We start from the raw sequence: 17,200 nt of genomic DNA, 5'->3' as shown, positions 1-17,200 counted from the left end.
GTTTCCGAGGATTTCCTTAAGGTCCGGCGCGCACCGGCCCCGCCCGTCGGCCCGGCAGCCTCGTCAGGAGGCGTGCAGCAGGCCGAGCAGCCGCGCGGCGGCGGGCCGGGCGGCCCACTCCTCCTTCGCCTGGGCGCGGAGGACCGCCTTGGACACGGCCTGGCTGGTGATCCCGAGGGCCGCGCCGATGTCCTTGTGCTGGCCGCGCACCCCGGGGACCAGCAGGTCGACGACGGCCCACTCGGCCGCGGTGCGATGGGCCACGAGGTGGCCCAGCAGGCGCAGGACTGCCTCGGCCTCGGCGGCGAGGTCCGGGTCCGGGCCGGCGACCACGAGCGGCACGCGCTCGCCGATCTTCTGGGCGGCGGTGACCGCGCGCCGGGCGTGGACGATCGCGGGGCCGCGCACGTCGTCGAGCTCCTCCGGCAGCGGCTCGTGGAGGGATCCGACGCCGATGCCGACGTTCCAGCGCCGCTCCCGCAGCGCGGTGAGGGCCGCGGTGACGACGGCGGCCGGCTCGGTCAGGATGCCGATCGCCTCGTCGGCCACCGAGCGCCGGAACGCGGACGCCGTCGGCAGGTCCTCGAGGGCGCGGACGAGGTCGTCGACGCGGTCCCCGGCCGCGCGCGTGTCCCGCTGGTTGATGGTCACCACGTACATGGCGTCAGTATGCCAGCCGGGTCTGCCCGGGCTCGCCCAGGTCCGGCCGCTACAAGCGGCAGGCCGCGGGCTCGGCGGCGGGGCGGGCGGTCGCGTCGTGCTCCGGCGGAACGGTCGCGTCGGGGAGCTCGACCACGCTCCAGCGCAGGAAGAACTGCGTGAGCGGACCGATGAGCAGGGCGTACGCGACCGTCCCGACGCCGACGATCCCGCCGAGGAACCAGCCGATCGCGAGGACCGTCACCTCCACCACGGTCCGGACCAGGCGCATGCTGATCCCGGTCCGCAGGTGGACGCCGGTCATCAGGCCGTCGCGCGGGCCGGGCCCGAACTGGCTGCCGATGTAGAGGGCGCCGCCGATGCCGTTGACCACCAGCGCCGCCCCGATGGCCGCGATCTGCCAGCCGAGGCCCTCGATGGGCGGCACCAGCCACAGGGTGAGGTCGGCGGCCACGCCGAGCCACAGGACGTTGGCGATGGTGCCGAGGCCGGGCCACTGCCGCAGCGGGATCCACAGCAGCAGGACCACGAAGCCGAGCAGGATGATGATGGTGCCGATGCTCAGGGGCAGCCGCGTGCTGAGCCCGACGTGCAGGACGTCCCACGGCGCCTGGCCGAGGCCGGCGCGGATGAAGACCGCCATGGCGGCGCCGAACAGGGTGAGCCCCACGAACAGGTTGACGAGTCGCAGCGGGAGCCGTCCGGCGCGGAGCTGCTGGAGCGGGGTCAGCGGGAGGAGCCTCGGGTGGGTCGTCTGTGCCATGCCTCCACTCTGCTCGCGATTGGACCTTGAAAAAATAGCCAATTGCAGCAGAATGGCTCCATGGCCACCATCACACCCGCCCGTCGCCTCGGCGGCGGCCGCCTCGCCGCGATGCTCGGCGAGCCCGATGCGGCGCGGCCGGCCTACGCGTGGCTGTCCGACTCCATCCGCCAGCTCATCGCCAACGGCCGCATCATCCACGGCACCGCGCTGCCCAGCGAGCGCCAGCTCGTCAGCACGCTCGGCCTCAGCCGGACCACGGTCTCCCGCGCGTACGCCGAACTGCGCGACCGCGGCTACGCCAGCGCCCACGTCGGGGCCGGGACCATCGCCCGCGTCCCGGGCGGCCCCGTCGTCGGGGGCGCGGAGCCCCTGCCGCTCGGCGGCTTCGGGCCGCGCGGCGGCGCCTCGGGGGCGTACGACGGCGTCGGCGAGCCCACCGGCGTCGACCTCACCTGCGCCGCGCCCTCCGCCCCGGTGGGGCTGGCCGCCGTCTATCAGGAGGCCCTCGACGAGCTGCCCGCCTATATCAGCGGCATGGGCTATTTCCCGCTCGGCGTCCCGGCGCTGCGCGAGGCGATCGCCGCCGACTACACCCGCCGCGGCGTGCCGACGGACGCCGGGCAGGTCCTCGTGACCGCCGGCGCCCTGGCCGGCGTGGCTGCGGCCGCCCGGCTCCTGCTGAAGCCGGGCGCCGTCGCACTGGCCGAGAGCCCCACGTACCCCAACAGCGTCACGTCGCTGCGCCACCACGGGGTGCGCGTCGCGCCCGTGCCCATCGGTGCCGACGGCACGGACGTGGACGCCGTCGCCGGCGCGCTGCGCTCCAGCGGCGCCCGGGCGATGCTCTGCCTGCCGGACTTCCACAACCCGGTCGGCACGCTCGCCTCCGACGAGGTGCGCGAACGGTGGGCCGGGGAGCTGCGGCGGGCCGGGGCCACGGGGATCGTCGACGAGACGTGCGCGCGCCTGTGGCTGGACGACGAGCCCGACGTGCGCCCGATGGCCGGGTTCTCCAACGACGTCGTGACGATCGGCAGTGCCAGCAAGTCCCACTGGGGCGGGCTGCGGCTCGGCTGGATCCGGGCACCGCACGCGCTGGTCGGCGGCCTCGCGCGGATGCGCATGACGCTGGACCTGGGCGCCCCGGTGCTGGACCAGCTGGTGCTCGCGCGGCTCCTGGAACGCGGCAGCGACCTGCTGCCGGAGACGCGGGCGCGTCTAGGGGCCACCCGCGACCTGGTGCTGGAGCGGGCGGCGGAGCTGCTGCCGGAGTGGAGGGCGCGCCGGCCGGCCGGCGGCCTCTCACTGTGGTTCGAGCTGCCGCGGCCGGCGTCCACGGCCCTGGCCGCGGCGGCGGGCCGGCGCGGCGTGCTGCTGGCGCCGGGCTCGATGTTCGCCGTGGAGGACCACGGGCTGGAGCACTGGATGCGGATCCCCTTCGCCCAGGCCGGGCACGAGCTCGAGTGGGCGCTCCCGCGCATCGCGGAGGCCTGGGAGGAGGTCGCCGGCTGAGCCGGCCGGCGCCACTGACCGGCCCGTCGGGTCAGCGGCGCTCGAGGTCCACGACGGTCCAGCGGAAGAAGAGCTGGCAGAGCGGCCCGATCGACAGGGCGAACACCGCGGTGCCGATGCCGACCACGCCGCCCAGGAGCCAGCCGACGGCCAGCGCGGTGAGCTCCATGAGGGTGCGGATGACGCGGACGCTCAGCCCGGTCCGGAAGTGGAGCCCCGTCATGAGGCCGTCGCGAGGACCGCCGCCGAACTGCGCCCCGATGTAGAGCGTGGTGCCGAAGGCCGCGAGGACGGTGGCCAGCGCCATGGCGCCGGCCTGCCACCCGAGCCCGTGGATCGGCGGCATCAGGGCGATCGTCAGGTCGGCGATCGGCCCGACGGCGAAGGTGTTCACGACGGTGCCCAACCCCGGCCACTGCCGCAGCGGAATCCAGAGCAGCAGGATCAGCAGCCCCAGCAGCACGATCACGGTGCCGAAGCTGATGGGAAGCAGCCTGCTGAGGCCCTGGTGCAGGACGTCCCAGGGCGAGAGGCCGAACCCCGCGCGCACGAACAGGCCCACGCCGATGCCCAGCACCACGATCCCGAGGGTCAGGTTCAGCAGGCGCAGCGGCTTGCGTGGCGCGCGCAGCTGCTGCAGCGGCGTCATCGGGACCAGGCGCGGACGCGGCCGCCGGGACGGACGCGGGAGCGGGACGGAGGGCATCGAATCCATTAAACCCGACCCGTCCCGGGGCGAGCAGCGCGGCCGAGACGACGAAGGGCGGCCCACCGAACCGGTGGACCGCCCTACGCCGTCGATCAGGACGCGCCGTCGTCGCCGTCGTCGATCAGACGTCGCGACCCTGCGGCTCGTCCTCCTCGGACTCCTCGCCGAGGCGGTCGAACCGCTCCACGGACGCGGCCAGCTCGGCCTCGGCGGCCTCGCGGCCCTGCCAGCCCTCGGCCTTGACCCACTTGCCCGGCTCCAGGTCCTTGTAGCGCGTGAAGAAGTGCTCGATCTCCTTGATCAGCCACTCGTCGACGTCCTCGAGCTCGCGGATGTGGTCGAACCGCTTGTCCGTCGGCACGCACAGCAGCTTGGCGTCTCCGCCGCCGTCGTCCGTCATGTTGAACACGCCGATCGGGCGCGACTCGACGATCACGCCGGGGATCAGGTCGACGCCCGGGATCCACACCATCGCGTCCAGCGGGTCGCCGTCCTCGCCCAGCGTGTCCTCGAAGTATCCGTAGTGGGTCGGGTACTGCATCGAGGTGAACAGCACGCGGTCCAGCCGCAGGCGGTGGGTCTCGTGGTCGATCTCGTACTTGACGCGCGATCCCGCCGGGATCTCGATGGTGACGTCGTGGCTCATCGGCTCTCCTAGATGTGGCTCCGCGGGGCAGTCGTGGGGCAGCGGCCCGCGGGACTAGTGTTTAAGTGCTATGGCAAGCGTATATTGCGCCGCCCGCCCGCCCGAAGTCCCGCCGATCACGAGGTGCCGCCGATGCGTCGCAAGTCCAGCCGCCGCCTCCGCGCCGCGGGCCTCGCCCTCATGGTCCTCCTGGTGGTGGCCCTGCTGGTGATCAATCTCCTCCACTTGGCGCCGGCCGTGCTCACGCGGACGACGCCGCTGGTCCCGCAGGAGGACCTGCCCACCGTGGGGGCGGTGCAGGTCACGGTCGCCCCGCCGCTCGGGCAGGATCCGGTCACGGCGGAGGACGCCGAGGCCGCGCTGGGCCCCGTCTTCGAGAGCTTCCCGGCCGCGGCCGGCCACGTCACCGGGTCCGTCGTGGACGTCGCCAGCGGCGACCAGGTGTTCTCCCGCAGCGGAGACGACCCCGGCACGCCGGCGTCGAGCCTGAAGACGCTGACCGCGGCGGCTGCGCTGAGCGTCCTCGGCGAAGACCGCACCGTGGCGACGTCCACGTACTCCGCTGCGGGCGACGTCGTGCTGGTCGGCGGGGGCGACGTGCTGCTGACGCCCGAGCGCCTGGCCGTGCTGGCCGCCGACACCGCTGCGGCCCTGCCGGAGGGGCCGGACTCCGGGGAGGCCGGGCCGGTGCAGGTGGTGCTGGAGGACACCCTGTTCGACGGCAGCACCCTGAGCCCGCACTGGGACGAGTCACTCCTGACCAGCAACAACATCGCGCCCGTGATGCCGATCGCCATGTTCGCCGCCCGCGCCTCGGCCGCGTCCGGTGCGCCGCGCGTCTCGGACCCCGCGATGACCGCCGCGCTAGCCTTCCGCGACGCCCTGGCCGCCGAGCTGGGCGAGGGCCGGGTGGTCGCCGAGGTCGTCCGCGGTGACCGCGGGGAGTCGGCGGAGCCACTGGCCCGGCTGGTCTCACCCACCATCGGCGAGATGGTGGAGGTGATGACCCAGCACTCGGAGAACTACGTGGCCGAGACGCTGGGGCGCCTCGTCGCGATCGAGCTCGGCCAGCCGGCGAGCTTCGGCGGGGTCGCGCACGGCCTGAACCGCGCGCTGGAACGCATGGGCATCGACACCGCCGGGGCCAGCATCGTCGACGCCTCCGGGCTGGCGGCGGCCAACCAGGTGACACCCGAGCAGCTGGCGCTCATGATGGCCGCCGTGACCACGGCGGGCCACGAGGACCTGCGCGACGTCAGCTACCTGCTGCCGATCGCCGGCGCGACGGGGACCATGGCCAACCGCCTCGGCACGGAGCAGACGCTCGGACGGGTGCGCGCCAAGACGGGCACGCTGGCCGGCGTCGTAACCCTCACGGGTCTGGCGGTGACGGAGAACGGCCGCCTGGTGGCTTTCTCCTTCTTCGCCCGGGACGTGCCCGGCAGTCTGGGCGCCGCCCGAGCGGAGCTCGACCGCGCCGCAGCGGCCCTGACGACGCTCTAGCTGGTGGCGCTGGGGTGCGGGGTAGGCTGCACTGCCGCGCTCAACCCAGTGCCGAGAGCAGGTCCGCGCAGGCCTTGGCGCAGCGTCGGCAGGCCTCCGCGCAGACCTTGCAGTGCTCGTGCATCTCGGCGTGGCTGCCGCATTCCTGGGCGCAGCGCTCGCACACGTCGCGGCAGGCCTCCAGGAGCGAGCGCAGGTAGGCTGCGTCGCCCTCCGGCCGCCGCGACAGGACCGAGGCGGTCGCGGCGCAGATGTCCGCGCAGGTCGCGTTGAGGCGGATGCAACCCACCAGGTCCGCCACCATGTCCTCGGAGAGGCAGGCGTCCGCGCAGGTGGTGCAGGTCTGGGCGCATTCGACACAGGCGGCCAGGCACTCGGCCAGAGCTGCCGGATCCACTGCGGAGCCGCCCACCGTGAACTCGCGGGGGTGCGTCGCCTGCATGCTGCTGATGAGATCGTTCATGGCACTGCTCCTCTTCTCGCTGGGTCGCAGGCCGCCGACGCCGTTCTGCCCAGGGCCGGCCGCCCTGCGTGCTTTCCGCGTACCCTCCGGACGCTAACAAGGGGCAGCCGCTCGTCGAAAGGGGAGCGGGCGGATCGTTCAGCGATCTCCCAGGCTCGATCAGTCGGTGCCCGGGTGCCACCGTCGGGGCCTCCCGCCGGCCCGCTGCGCGTAGCGACGGGGTTCCATCCGTGATGGGATGGGCCCATGGATCACCGCCTCATCCACTGGGAGCTCGCCGCGAAGACGGCCGCCACGCTCGGCACCCCCGGCCCCAAGCTCACTCCCGCCGAGGCGAGCGCCGTGGTGGCGGACCTGCGCCGCCACGCCGATGCCGCCGTCGGGCACGTCCACGAGATCACCCGGCTGGAGGCGGCACGCGACCTGCGGGACTCCGACGTGCTGATCGTCGACCGGGCCAGCTGGGCGCGGGCGAACGTCCACAGCTTCGAGGCGATCATCGACCGCCCGCTGCGCGAGGCCGCCGCCAAGCACTCGGAGAAGCTCAGCGCCACCTCCGCGGCGGTCACCGCGCGGGCGACGGGCGCGGAGATGGGCGCCATCCTCTCCTTCCTCTCCTCCAAGGTGCTGGGCCAGTTCGATCCGTTCGCGCCCCTGAAGCGCCCCCACCTGCCCGAGGCCGGCCGGCTCCTGCTGGTCGCCCCGAACATCGTGGAGGTCGAACGCGAGCTCAACGTGGAGCCCGCCGACTTCCGGCTCTGGGTCTGCCTCCACGAGCAGACCCACCGGGTCCAGTTCGCGGCCGCCCCCTGGCTGCGCGACTACCTCCTGGGCAGCATCGCCGAGCTGGTCGAGGGCATGCTGGGCAAGGCGGACAGCCTCGGCGAGCGGCTGACCCGCCTCTTCACCGAGAAGACGCCCCTGACCGAGCTCATCCGCGACGAGCACGACCGCGAGATCATGAGTCGCCTCACCGCCGTGATGAGCCTGCTCGAGGGCCACGCGAACGTGGTCATGGACGGAGTCGACTGCTCGATCGTTCCCAGCGTGAAGACCATCCGCCAGCGCTTCGCCCGCCGCGGCGCGGACCGCGGGGCGATCGAGAACTGGCTCCGCCGGGTCCTCGGCCTGGACGCCAAGATGCGCCAGTACGCCGACGGCCAGAAGTTCGTCTCCGCGGTGGTGCGGCAGATCGGCATGGAGGGGTTCAACCGGGTGTGGGAGCGCCCGGAGCACCTGCCCACCGAGCACGAGCTGCACCACCCGCAGGAGTGGGTCGACCGCATGCAGGCCTAGCGTGGGCGGGAACCTGCCGCCCCAGCTCGCTGCCGCGCGGGCCGCCGTCCGGGAGGCCGTGGCCGCCTGGCAGCTGCCGCAAGCCCAGCGGGACGACTACCGGTACGACGACGACGCGCCCCGGCCCGCGGCCACACCGCCGGCGCGTCGTGAACCGACGAGCCTCGAGCCGCTGCGTCGCGAGCCCCAGCGCTCCGATTCCCCGCGCATCGAGCCCCCGCGGGTGCTCGTGGCCTGCAGCGGGGGAGCCGACTCCCTGGCGCTCGCCGTCACCTGCGCCTTCCTGGCCAGCAGGGGACGGCTCGCGGCCGGCGCCGTGGTGGTGGACCACGGACTCCAGGCGGGCAGCGCCGATGCTGCCCGGCGAGCCGCCGACCAGCTCACGGACAGAGGCCTCTCCCCGGTGGAGGTCCTAGCCGTCGATGTGCCGGCCCCGGGGACGGAGGAGCAGGCCCGCGCCGCCCGCTACGCCGCGCTCGAGGCGGCAGCGCGGCGCTGGGAGACGGCCGAGCCCGGGCCGCCGGTCGCTGTGCTCACCGGCCATACCCTCTCCGACCAGGCCGAGCAGGTCCTCCTGGGGCTGGCGCGCGGGTCCGGGACGCGCTCCCTGGCCGGCATTCCCGCCCGGCGCGGGCGATTCCTGCGCCCCTTCCTCGGCACACCCTCCCGGGGGGACGCCGGCTCGGCTCCGGCCGGGACGGAGGGCCGGGCAGACGGCCTCTGGCGCGCGGACACCGAGGCGATCTGCGCCCACGAGCGGCTGCAGGTCTGGCACGACCCGACGAACGCCGAGCGCGACGCCCTCCGGAACCGGGTCCGCCTCGACGTCCTTCCGTACCTCGAGCGGGAGCTGGGCGGCGGCGTGGCCGCGAACCTCGCCCGCACTGCGGCCCTCGCCGCGGCCGACGCCGACCACCTCGACGCCGAGGCCGAGCAGGCGCTCGCCGGACTCCGCCTTCCGCCGGGTGGCAGCCGATCGGACACGGGCGCTCCGGCGAGCGGCGACGTCGTGCTCCGTCTGCCCGCGGTGCGGGATCTCGATGCGGCGCTGCGGCCGCGCGTCCTGCGCCTCGCCGTCCGCGCTGCGGGCGGGGAGGCACCGACATTCGAGCGCACCGCGGCGCTGGAGCGGCTCGCGGTGGGCCGCGGATCGGCGGGTCCCGTGCAGCTCGCCGGCCACGTCGCCGCGTACCGCGTGCGCGACGGACGGGGGCACGGGTTCCAGGGGCCGGTGCTGGTCCTCCGCCGCGTCCCGGTCACGGCCTGAGGGCGAGACGGAACCGGTCCGGGCCGCGCGGTAACCTTGGGTGTAGCCGCCGCCCGCCCGGCCACCGCGCCGGAGCGGGACACCCGACACTTCAGGAGCCCGTTCGTGGATTCGAATGACGTCAGCGCCGATCTGGCGCATGTGCTGTACACCAAGGAAGAGATCGACGCGAAAGTCGCCGAGCTCGCCGCGCAGATCGACAAGGACTACGAGGGCCGGGACCTGCTGGTCGTCGGAGTGCTCAAGGGCGCGGTGATGATCATGGCCGACCTGGCCCGCGCGCTGCACTCGCACGTGACCATGGACTGGATGGCCGTCTCCTCCTACGGCTCCGGCACCACCAGCTCTGGCGTGGTCCGCATCCTCAAGGATCTGGACACGGACCTCATGGGCAAGCACGTCCTCATCGTCGAGGACATCATCGACTCGGGCCTGACCCTGTCCTGGCTGAAGTCCAACCTCGTCTCCCGCGGCCCGGCCTCCGTGGAGGTCTGCGCGCTGCTCCGCAAGCCGGAGGCCGCCAAGGTGGACATCGACGTGAAGTACGTCGGCTTCGACATCCCCAACGAGTTCGTGGTGGGCTACGGGCTCGACTTCGCCGAGCAGTACCGCAACCTGGACTTCATCGGCACGCTCGCGCCGCACGTCTACCAGTAGGCGTCCGCGGCCCGGCCGCGACCGCGGCATCGAGGTCGTGATCCTGCAGCTGCGCTTCATCGGCGTCGCAGCCGTGCAGCCGTGAACCACCGACGTCGCACTCCTGCATCCCTCCGGCCCCGGAGGCCTGCAGGAGTGCGACGTCGATGGTCGTTCTCTGGCCGGAGTCGCCGAAACCCGTGCCAAGCTTGAGCCGTGACCATCAACATCCGAGAACTCCTGCACCGGGTTGTGGCCGAGGTCTTCGATGGCGAGCCCGTGACCTGGCAGGACCTCGCGTCCGACTCCTCGCATATGCACGGCCTCCAGCTGAGCGCACACGCAGGCCCCGATGGGCGGGTTCGGCGTGCTGAGCTGCGCGCCACCTACGAATGGTTCGATGCTCGGATCCTGGACTTGGATGTCGGTGCAATTCTCTTCGACTATGGCGACGACGAAGAGGAGAAGGCGGACGAGATTCGCGAACTCGCTCATCTCGTCCTCGCTTATTTGCGGGCGGAAGCCCAGATCACCTACCGGCCAAGTCTCATTCGACGACGTCCGGTCCCTACACTGACGATCGAGACCAGCGCTCGACGTTGGAGACTGCGTCGAAGCACGTTCACCTTTACCGAGCACTAGTTCATGAGTCTGAGACGACGGCCAGTAGCCGCTTGGCTCATGGGACGATGTGGCGGTGAAGAAGAGCATGTCGCCTCAGAAGATCCGCGCTCGCTTGCGGCGGTCGGCGGCCGAGCAAGTGCCGGTCGCCGTCAGGCGCCGGTTCGATCCGCAGGAGCGGGTGGAGGGCATCGTGCTCGATATCGGAGCGCGTTGGGTCTTGCTCGCATCATTGCGGGACGCTGCCTATTTCGACGGGTTCACGCTCCTGCGTCTCGAGGACATCCGCCGGGTCAAGGTCGATCCCACGTTCCTGCCGGCCCTCCGGACGGGCCACACCTGGCCGCCGTCCGCGCCGGCCGGCCCCCTCGACCTCAGTGATCCCGCAGGGTTCCTCGCCGGCATCGCACGGCAGGTTCCCGCCCTGGCTCTGCATGAGGAGGCCCGACGGCCGGACATGCTGTGGATCGCGGCGCCGACCGAGGTGGGGCAGAAATCGATCCTGGTGAGGATGATCGATCCGGACTGTACTTGGAATGACTACCTCACGAAGGTGAAGTTCAGGCATTTGACGCGTGTCGATTTCGGCGATGACTACATCCGAGCCGTCCTCGAGGTAGCCAGTCCGGCAGAAGCGATCTGAGAAGACTATCTGTTGACTTTCGATAGGTTGTGATCGAGAATCAACCCATGATCGACAACCGACTCGTCACGCCGCTCCGCGTGCTCATGGTCCTGCTGTTCGCGGGCCTCCTGGTGGCGCAGTGCCTCATGGTCCCCGGCCAGTTCCACGACATGGGCGAGGACGGAACGCCCGCCGCCGCCCTGCGAATCCCCTTCATCGCGTTCTTCATCGTGGAGATCCTCTGCGTCCAGGTGGTCCTCGGATGCACCTGGCGGTTGCTCTCCATGGTCAAGGAGGGCGAGATCTTCTCGGAGAGTGCGTTCCGCTGGGTGGACGGCATCCTGTGGGCGATCGCCGTCGCACTGGTCCTCTGGGGCTGCCTCGGCCTCTTCGCCGGGCTCGTGGCGTACTTCGGCTCCGACGACGGGGTCGCTCCGGGCCTGGTGATCGCGATCGGCGTCGTCGGGCTCGGCGGGCTGGTCCTCTTCCTGCTCATGCTCGTGATGCGCGCCCTGCTGCGCCAGGCCACCCGTCTGCGCACCGACATGGAAGGGGTGATCTGATGGCGATCGTCGTGCGGCTCGACGTCGAGCTGGCCAGGCGCAAGATGCCGGTGGGCGAGTTCGCCGAGCGGGTGGGCCTGACCCCGGCGAACGTCGCGGTCCTCAAGAACGGCCGCGCCAAGGCCATCCGGTTCAGCACGCTCGAGGCCATCTGCCGGGTCCTGGAGTGCCAGCCGGGCGACATTCTGGAGTGGGTGGACGACGAACCCTGAGGGACTCGTGCCGTACCGATCAGGCATCGACCCTCCCGCTGGGAAAGCGCTTGCTGTTAGGTTCCTGAGCAGCGCTCTTCCGGTGACGGGGGTCACATCACCGCTCGTCGGCCCGCTGGAGCGCCGCAGTTTCCCTTCCAACGACGGAAAGAGACGAGACCCTCCATGGCACGGCGAAGCAGCACGGCAACGCACGGCACTCCCATCCATCCCGCCCGCACCGCGGCGGCCGTCCTCCTCGCGGCGGCCCTCCTCGGCACGGGCGCCGCGGCCGCCACGGGGGCGCCCAGCACCCAGGCGGACCCGACGGGCCAGACGGCCCGCACGCCGCTCGAGCGGCAGGTCCTGCCCGACGGCGACGGCTGGGCCTCGGCCGACGGCGGCACTACCGGCGGAGCAGCCGCGGCGGCGGACCGCGTGTACGACGTCGACTTCCGGGCCGAGCTGCTCGCCGCCCTCGAGGCCGGCGACGACGAGAAGATCATCCGCGTCCACGGCGTCATCGACGCCAGCGAGGACGCCGGCGGCGCCCCGCAGACCTGCGACGCCTACGCCGGGGGCACCGGGTACAGCCTCGAGGCCTACCTCGCCGCCTACGACCCCGCCGTCTGGGGCTGGGAGGAGGATCCCGCCGGGCCGCAGGAGGAGGCGCGGCAGGCTGCCGCGAGCCATCAGCAGGACTACATCCGCTGGGACATCCCCAGCAACACCACCCTCGTCGGGGCCGACCCGGACAGCGGCATCACGGGCGCCGCCCTCCGCATCAACGGCGAGCACAACGTGATCGTCCGCAACCTGACCATCAGCGACTCCAAGGACTGCTTCCCCGCCTGGGACCCCACCGACGGCGACACCGGCAGCTGGAACAGCGAGTACGACCTGCTGCAGGTCATCAACGGCTCCACCAACGTCTGGATCGACCACAGCACGTTCACCGACGCGCCGAACTTCGACGACGAGCTCCCCGAGTACTTCGGCCGCCCCTTCCAGATGCACGACGGCGCCGTCGACGTCACCAACGGCTCCAACTACGTGACCATGTCCTACAACCGGTTCGAGGACCACGACAAGCTGATGCTGATCGGCTCCACCGACTCGCCGACCCGCGGCGACCCCGGGAAGCTGAAGGTCACCCTCCACCACAATGTGTTCGAGGACATCGGCCAGCGCGCCCCGCGCGTCCGCTACGGCCAGGTCGACGTCTACAACAACCACTTCGTCTCCACCGACGACGCACCGGTCGAGTACAGCTACCTCTTCGGCGCCGGCGCCGAGTCCCACCTGCACGTCACCGACAACGCGATCGAGGGCGTCGAGGCCTCCAGCGTCATCAAGAACTGGCGGGGCACCGGCATCTACACCGCGAACAACCTGGTGGACGGGGAGAGGACGGATCTGCTGGCCGCCCACAACGCCTCCGTCGACGCCTCCCAGCAGCTCGCCGTGGACACGTCGTGGACCCCGGAGCTGCGCACCACGGTCCACGCCCCGCAGGCGCTGCCGGCGCTGCTCGAGCGCACGGCCGGACCCATCCTCACCGCCGGAAGCCCGGAGGGTGATCGCTGATGGACGTCCTCACGCTCTCCCGCCGCGCCATCCTGCGCACCCTCGGCCTGGCCGCCGGCTCCGCGGTCCTCGTCGGCGCCCAGGGCGCGTTGGCCGGGCCCGCCGCCCCGACGACGGCCTCGACGTCGGCCGCCCCGCGCCGCGACCCCGTGGTGTTCGTCGTCGGGGACTCGACGGCCAGCGCCTACGAGCACGGTCTGCGCCCCCGCACAGGCTGGGGCCAGGCCCTGCCGCTGCTGACCGGCGGCAAGGCATCCGTGTTCGACTACGCGTGGTCCGGCGCCTCGTCCAAGAGCTTCGCGGACGCCGGCAAGCTGGACACCGTGCTGCCCCTGATGCAGCCGGGAGACACCCTGCTCATCTCCTTCGGGCACAACGATTCCAAGACGACCGACCCGAACCGCGGTACCGACCCGGACACCACCTACAAGGAGTATCTGACCCGCTACATCGACGGAGCGCACTCGCGTGGGGCGGACCCCGTCCTGGTCACCCCGGTGGAGCGGCGCCGATTCGACGCGGCGGGCAACGCCCGCACGTCCCACAGCGAGTACCCGCGGGCGATGCGCGAGCTCGCCGAGGCGACGGGCACGCCGCTCGTCGACCTGACCGAGCTGTCGCTGCGGCTGTGGCAGCAGCTCGGGCCGGAGGGGACCCTGTCCCACTTCCTGCACCTCGCCCCCGGCGAGCACCCCCAGTTCCCTGACGGCAGCGAGGACAACACGCACTTCCACGCGGTCGGCGCGCTCGCCGTAGCCCGGCTCGTGGCCCGCGACCTCGTGGCGCAGGGCATCACGCCGGGTAGCTGGTTCACGCGCCTCGACATGGAGATCGACCCGCTCACCGAGACCTACTGGCCGCCGGAACGGCCCGTGGACGAGGTGCGGATCCTCGACGTCGGCCCCAGCGGTGACTACACGTCCGTGCAGGCCGCCGTCGACGCCGTCCCGTCCTACAGCGGGACGCGCACCGTCATCCGGATCCAGCCGGGCGAGTACCGCGAAGTCGTCCGCGTGCGCTCGGACAAGCAGCGCGTCACGTTCCTCGGCCTCGGCTCGACGCCGGAGGACACGGTACTGGTCTACAACAATGCGTCCGGCACCCCGCACCCGGACGGCGGCACGTACGGGACCACGGGCAGCACGTCCATCCGGGTCGACGCCGCCTACTTCCACGCGGAGAACCTGACGTTCGCCAACGACTTCGACGAGGACGCGCACCCGGAGATCACCAGCCGCCAGGCGGTCGCGCTGCGGCTCGCGGGCGACTACTCGGTGCTGCGCAACGTGCGCTGCCTGGGCAACCAGGACACGCTCTACGTGAACTCGCCGGACACGGGCGTCCAGGCGCGCTTCCTCTTCGACTCCTGCTACGTGGAGGGGGACGTTGACTTCATCTTCGGCCGCGGCACCGCCGTGTTCGACTCCTGCCGGATCGTCTCGCTGGACCGCGGCGAGGCGAACAACGGGTACGTCACTGCGAACAGCGTGGACCAGTCTATCCAGCACGGCTACCTGTTCGACGGCTGCGAGTTCACCTCGCCGGCCTCGCGCGGCACCGTGCACCTCGGCCGACCGTGGCATCCGGGCGGCGACCCGGACGCGATCGCGCAGGTCCTGGTGCGCGACTCCCGTCTCGGGGCACACATCAAGGCCTCGCCGTGGACGGACATGAGCGGCTTCTCCTGGAAGGACGCCCGCTTCGCGGAGTTCCACAACAGCGGCCCGGGCTCGGCCGTCAGCGCGGACCGGCCGCAGCTCTCCGTCGCGGAGGCGGCGGAGTACACCGCGGCGCGGTACCTCGGGGGCGCCGACGGCTGGGCGCCCCAACTGGCGGGCACCCCGGCGGACAGCACCGCGCTGCTCAGCTACGCATAGGTCGCGGGCCCGACGTTCGGCGAGGGGTACGACGGCGGTGCGCACCGCCGTCGTACCCCTCGCCCGTCGTGGTGTTCCGCTGCGGCTGTGATCTCCCGCGCAGGGTCTGCCGCGGCCGGACGGCAATGGCTAGGGTGAGGAATCCGGCGGCCGGAACGGTGTCCGCGGCGGATCGCCGCCCTCCCGGCCACGGCGGAAGGACAGGCGACCCATGCCAGAGAACGGCGACATCTCATTCCACACCCGCAAGTGGGTCCGGCCCGAGGACCTCAACGCGAACGGCACGCTCTTCGGCGGCTCGCTCCTGCGCTGGATCGACGAGGAGGCGGCGATCTACGCGATCATCCAGCTCGGCAACGGGCGCGCGGTGACCAAGTACATGTCGGAGATCAACTTCGTCAGCTCGGCCCAGCAGGGCGACCTGATCGAGATGGGGCTGGCCGCCACGCACTTCGGTCGCACGTCCCTGACCATGCGGGCCGAGGTCCGGAACATGTTCACGCGCCAGTCGATCCTGACGATCGAGAAGCTGGTGTTCGTCAACCTCGGCGAGGACGGGCAGCCCGCCCCGCACGGCTACACCGAGATCACATACGAGCGGGACCGCGTGCCGCGCCAGCACCTGGAGGGCTGACGCGGCACGCGGTCCCGCGCCATGAGTTCAATCAGTCCTGGTCCCGGGCCACCAGTTCCCGCAGCCGGGCCCGGCGGAGGAGCTTGAACTCGGGGTCCTGGCGCAGCTCGATCACCAGCGAGATGCCGAGCAGTCCGACGATGATGGTGAAGGGCAGGGCGGAGAGCATGGCCGCCTGCTGCAATGCGTTGAGCCCCCCGACGATCAGCAGGAGCACGGCGCAGAGGCCGGTCAGCCCGCCCCACAGGGTCAGCACGGGCTTGCGCGGATTCAGGTCCCCGTTCGAGGACAGGGTGCTCAGGACGAACGTGTTGGAGTCAGCGCCCGAGATGAAGAACAGGACCACCAGCAGCACGGTCACGATCGACATGAAGTGCGTCAGCGGCAGCTGGTCCAGGAGCGAGAAGAACGCGGAATTGATGTTCTCCGTGGTCGCGGCGCCGATGCCCGCGCCCTGCAGGTCGAAGTTGATGGCCGACCCGCCGAAGATCGCGAACCAGGCGAAGAACACCAGAGTCGGTACGCCGAGCGTGCCGGCGACGAACTGGCGGATGGTGCGGCCGCGGGAGATCTTCGCGAGGAAGATGCCGACGAAGGCGCCCCAGCTGAGCCACCACGCCATCATGAAGTACGTCCACCACTGCATCCACTCCATGTCCGCCGGCGTCGTGGGCGTCGTGAGGCTCATGGCGAAGAAGTCGTTGAAGTAGCGGCCGACCGAGCGGAAGAACAGATTGGTGACGAAGTTGGTGGGTCCGGCGAACAGGACGAACAGGGCCATGATCATGGACGCGGCCATGGTCGTCTGACTGATGTACTTGATGCCTCGGCTGACGCCGGTCAGCGCCGACACGGTGAAGAGCACGGTGATCACCGCGATGATGACGATCTGCATGCTGAGGCCGCTCGGCAGCCCGAACGTCCGCGCGAGTCCCTCGTTGATCTGCGAGGCCCCGAGGCCGAGCGAGGTGGTGGTGCCGAACAGCGTGGCGATGACCGCGAACACGTCGATCGCCTTGCCGAACCAGCCGTCCACGAGCCGGCCGAGGACGGGCCGCAGCATTGGGGACACGAGGCCCGGGCGCCCCTTGCGGTGCGTGGAGTAGCCGATGGCCAGCCCGAAGACGCCGAAGACGGCCCAGGCGTGTGGCCCCCAGTCGAAGTAGCTGAACTGCAGGGCGCGGACGGCGGCGTCCATGGTCTCCGGTTCGGCGAGGCCGTGCGGGGGCGCCATGAAGTGGGAGATCGGTTCCGCCACGCCGTAGCTGACCAGGCCGATGCCCATGACGGCGGCGAGGATCATCGCGAGCCAGGACCACGTGCTGTACTCGGGCCGGGCGTCGTCGGATCCGAGCCGCACGTCGGCGTACCGGCTGAAGAAGAGGTAGACCAGCAGTCCGATGCACAGCAGCGGGACCACCAGATAGCTCCAGCCGATGGTCTCGGCGACCCAGGCCATGGACGAGCCCATGGCGGAGCCGAGGCTCTCCGGGGAGATGGACGCCCAGAGGACGAACACCGCGATGAGCCCGACGGAGGCGTACATGACTCCGCCGATGGCGGGCCGTCGTGCGGAAGCCCGGGCCTGGGCCTCGGCCGGCGGGGAGCTCTGTTGGACCACGGTGTTCTCCAGTTCTTGGTTCG

18 protein-coding genes are annotated in these 17,200 nt (G+C 71.5%); 12 read left to right on the top strand and 6 right to left on the bottom strand.

All coding sequences use genetic code 11. The annotated features are described in order from the left end of the window. Window positions 1-63: 63 nt before the first annotated feature. Complete coding sequence (locus tag RIN46_RS11490; protein WP_309081719.1) at window positions 64-660, bottom strand: hypothetical protein; 597 nt, start codon at window positions 658-660, stop codon at window positions 64-66. A gap of 49 nt (window positions 661-709) precedes the next feature. Beyond that, the gene (locus RIN46_RS11485) at window positions 710-1,423 is read right to left on the bottom strand and encodes a hypothetical protein (protein ID WP_309081718.1); all 714 of its coding nucleotides are present in this window, start codon (window positions 1,421-1,423) and stop codon (window positions 710-712) included. Between the two features lie 60 nt (window positions 1,424-1,483). Here RIN46_RS11485 and RIN46_RS11480 point away from each other — a divergent pair, with 60 nt between their 5' ends. Continuing rightward, window positions 1,484-2,938 (top strand): PLP-dependent aminotransferase family protein, encoded by a 1,455-nt coding sequence (locus RIN46_RS11480; RefSeq protein ID WP_309081717.1) that lies wholly within the window; start codon window positions 1,484-1,486, stop codon window positions 2,936-2,938. 31 nt (window positions 2,939-2,969) lie between these two features. On the opposite strand, the gene RIN46_RS11475 is transcribed toward RIN46_RS11480, so the two are convergent. Both RIN46_RS11475 and RIN46_RS11470 read right to left on the bottom strand, forming a co-directional pair. Further along, window positions 2,970-3,644 carry a YitT family protein gene (locus tag RIN46_RS11475; protein ID WP_309081716.1) on the bottom strand — a complete coding sequence of 225 codons (675 nt, stop codon included), beginning with the start codon at window positions 3,642-3,644 and terminating at the stop codon, window positions 2,970-2,972. Window positions 3,645-3,768: 124 nt separating this feature from the next. Further along, window positions 3,769-4,293: an inorganic diphosphatase gene (locus RIN46_RS11470; protein WP_309081715.1), complete on the bottom strand. Its 525-nt coding sequence runs from the start codon at window positions 4,291-4,293 to the stop codon at window positions 3,769-3,771. A gap of 132 nt (window positions 4,294-4,425) precedes the next feature. On the opposite strand from RIN46_RS11470, the gene dacB reads away from it, so the two are divergent. Then, on the top strand, window positions 4,426-5,796 hold the full coding sequence (dacB, locus tag RIN46_RS11465) for a D-alanyl-D-alanine carboxypeptidase/D-alanyl-D-alanine-endopeptidase (RefSeq protein WP_309081714.1): 1,371 nt from the start codon (window positions 4,426-4,428) through the stop codon (window positions 5,794-5,796). Between the two features lie 40 nt (window positions 5,797-5,836). Here dacB and RIN46_RS11460 read toward each other — a convergent pair whose 3' ends face one another. Then, complete coding sequence (locus tag RIN46_RS11460; protein ID WP_309081713.1) at window positions 5,837-6,259, bottom strand: four-helix bundle copper-binding protein; 423 nt, start codon at window positions 6,257-6,259, stop codon at window positions 5,837-5,839. A 246-nt stretch (window positions 6,260-6,505) separates the two neighbouring features. On the opposite strand from RIN46_RS11460, the gene RIN46_RS11455 reads away from it, so the two are divergent. The 10 genes from RIN46_RS11455 (at window position 6,506) to RIN46_RS11410 (ending at window position 15,556) form a co-directional block, all read left to right on the top strand. After that, a complete protein-coding gene (locus RIN46_RS11455) occupies window positions 6,506-7,555 on the top strand; it encodes a zinc-dependent metalloprotease (protein ID WP_309081712.1) in 1,050 nt (349 codons plus the stop codon). 1 nt (window position 7,556) lies between these two features. After that, window positions 7,557-8,822: a tRNA lysidine(34) synthetase gene (locus tag RIN46_RS11450; RefSeq protein ID WP_309081711.1), complete on the top strand. Its 1,266-nt coding sequence runs from the start codon at window positions 7,557-7,559 to the stop codon at window positions 8,820-8,822. A gap of 105 nt (window positions 8,823-8,927) precedes the next feature. Further along, window positions 8,928-9,479 (top strand): hypoxanthine phosphoribosyltransferase, encoded by a 552-nt coding sequence (gene hpt, locus RIN46_RS11445; protein ID WP_309081710.1) that lies wholly within the window; start codon window positions 8,928-8,930, stop codon window positions 9,477-9,479. A gap of 195 nt (window positions 9,480-9,674) precedes the next feature. Next, on the top strand, window positions 9,675-10,100 hold the full coding sequence (locus tag RIN46_RS11440; RefSeq protein WP_309081709.1) for a hypothetical protein: 426 nt from the start codon (window positions 9,675-9,677) through the stop codon (window positions 10,098-10,100). Window positions 10,101-10,155: 55 nt separating this feature from the next. Beyond that, window positions 10,156-10,722, top strand: coding sequence for a hypothetical protein (locus RIN46_RS11435; RefSeq protein ID WP_309081708.1), 567 nt, complete (start codon window positions 10,156-10,158; stop codon window positions 10,720-10,722). 47 nt (window positions 10,723-10,769) lie between these two features. Next, window positions 10,770-11,267 (top strand): DUF2975 domain-containing protein, encoded by a 498-nt coding sequence (locus tag RIN46_RS11430; RefSeq protein ID WP_309081707.1) that lies wholly within the window; start codon window positions 10,770-10,772, stop codon window positions 11,265-11,267. After that, a complete protein-coding gene (locus RIN46_RS11425) occupies window positions 11,267-11,479 on the top strand; it encodes a helix-turn-helix transcriptional regulator (RefSeq protein ID WP_309081706.1) in 213 nt (70 codons plus the stop codon). The genes RIN46_RS11430 and RIN46_RS11425 overlap by 1 nt, the downstream gene beginning before the upstream one ends. A gap of 165 nt (window positions 11,480-11,644) precedes the next feature. After that, window positions 11,645-13,045, top strand: coding sequence for a polysaccharide lyase family 1 protein (locus tag RIN46_RS11420; protein WP_309081705.1), 1,401 nt, complete (start codon window positions 11,645-11,647; stop codon window positions 13,043-13,045). Next, window positions 13,045-14,922 carry a pectinesterase family protein gene (locus tag RIN46_RS11415; protein ID WP_309081704.1) on the top strand — a complete coding sequence of 626 codons (1,878 nt, stop codon included), beginning with the start codon at window positions 13,045-13,047 and terminating at the stop codon, window positions 14,920-14,922. Before RIN46_RS11420 ends, RIN46_RS11415 begins: the two co-directional genes overlap by 1 nt. Window positions 14,923-15,133: 211 nt before the next feature. Continuing rightward, entirely contained in the window at window positions 15,134-15,556 is a 423-nt protein-coding gene (locus RIN46_RS11410) for a hotdog domain-containing protein (protein WP_309081703.1), read from the top strand. Between the two features lie 31 nt (window positions 15,557-15,587). Here RIN46_RS11410 and RIN46_RS11405 read toward each other — a convergent pair whose 3' ends face one another. Further along, window positions 15,588-17,177 carry a BCCT family transporter gene (locus RIN46_RS11405; RefSeq protein WP_309081702.1) on the bottom strand — a complete coding sequence of 530 codons (1,590 nt, stop codon included), beginning with the start codon at window positions 17,175-17,177 and terminating at the stop codon, window positions 15,588-15,590. Between the last annotated feature and the right edge of the window lie 23 nt (window positions 17,178-17,200).

The organism is Zhihengliuella sp. (assembly GCF_031178195.1).
Taxonomy (GTDB): Bacteria; Actinomycetota; Actinomycetes; order Actinomycetales; family Micrococcaceae; genus Zhihengliuella.
Note: the sequence above shows the minus strand (reverse complement) of the source record. Positions and strands in the feature narration are given on the sequence as shown.